Annotated in this window: 2 protein-coding genes; one reads left to right on the top strand and one right to left on the bottom strand. The window is 68.1% G+C overall.

The features are described from left to right. A partial coding sequence (locus AOK17_RS46070) for a phytanoyl-CoA dioxygenase family protein (protein WP_206190953.1) occupies positions 1 to 678 on the bottom strand: 678 nt, incomplete at its 3' end. A gap of 110 nt (positions 679 to 788) precedes the next feature. On the opposite strand from AOK17_RS46070, the gene AOK17_RS46065 reads away from it, so the two are divergent. Further along, the coding region (locus AOK17_RS46065) for a helix-turn-helix domain-containing protein (RefSeq protein WP_157881550.1) at positions 789 to 1,027 on the top strand (239 nt) is incomplete at its 3' end.

Below are 1,027 nucleotides of genomic sequence, written 5' to 3'. Positions count from 1 at the left end.
GGGCCCGGACTCGACGGGCATGTCGCAGTGCGCGACCGCGCCCTGGAGCGTCAGTACGGGGGAGAGACGGTGGACGTGCGCGGGGTACGCGGCGGCGACGTCGTTGCTCAGGAAGCCCAGGTGGTAGTCGCGGTGCACGCTCTGTGCCGCGCCGCCCGGATTGACCACGTTGATCTGCGAGGTCACCTGGTACGCGGGGCCGAGCCAGGCCTCGGCGGCCAGGGCCAGCATGTCGTTCGCGTAGTAGTCCGCGAACACCTCCGGGGCGCGCACGGCCACCTTGTCCAGGGCGTTCCACACCCGGTCGTTGGCGCCGGGCTTGGCGAAGTGGTCACCGCGGGCCGTGCCGCTCGAACGCTCCTCCTCGATCAGCGAGTTGAAGGCACCGGAGGCCGCGTCCACGACGGCCGGGTCCGCGAACGCCCCCTTGAGGGCCACGACTCCGGGCCCGTCCAGCAGGGCCCGTACCAGCTCGGCCTGCACCTCCCGGCGCCCCTGAGGGGTGACCGCGAGCTCTCGGATCCGATCGCTGGCATAGACGAGGACGTTCTGCTCGATCCGCTCGGCGGTGGGATACAGCTGCTGCTCGGTGCGCTGCTCGACCAGCGAGCGGAACGCGTCGAGATCGCAGTCGTCCTCGCTGAGCCAAGTCGGTGCTCCCGCCTCCGTGGGGGACATCCCGGGTCCTTTCGCCATGCGTGCTTTTCTGCCAGTCTTGTGAACCAGAGCCCGTCATTCAATCCGCAGAGACCCATCAAAAGTCCATCATTGAGCTTTCGGGGACCGCCATGCGACATCCGTATCCGATCAGAGAGATCGCCCGTCAGGCCGGTCTGAGCGAAGCCACGGTCGACAGGGTCCTCAATGACCGGGGCGGCGTACGGGAGAGCACCGTCATGGAGGTGCGCCAGGCGATCAAGGATCTGGACCGTCAGCGGACCCAGGTGCGCATCGGCGGACGCACGTTCATGATCGACATCGTGATGCAGACGCCGGAGCGTTTCTCCACCGCGGTACGGGACGCCCT

It is taken from the genome of Streptomyces phaeochromogenes, assembly GCF_001418655.1.
GTDB lineage: Bacteria > Actinomycetota > Actinomycetes > Streptomycetales > Streptomycetaceae > Streptomyces > Streptomyces phaeochromogenes.
The sequence above is the reverse complement of the archived record's forward strand: the minus strand, read 5'-3'. Positions and strand labels throughout refer to the sequence as shown.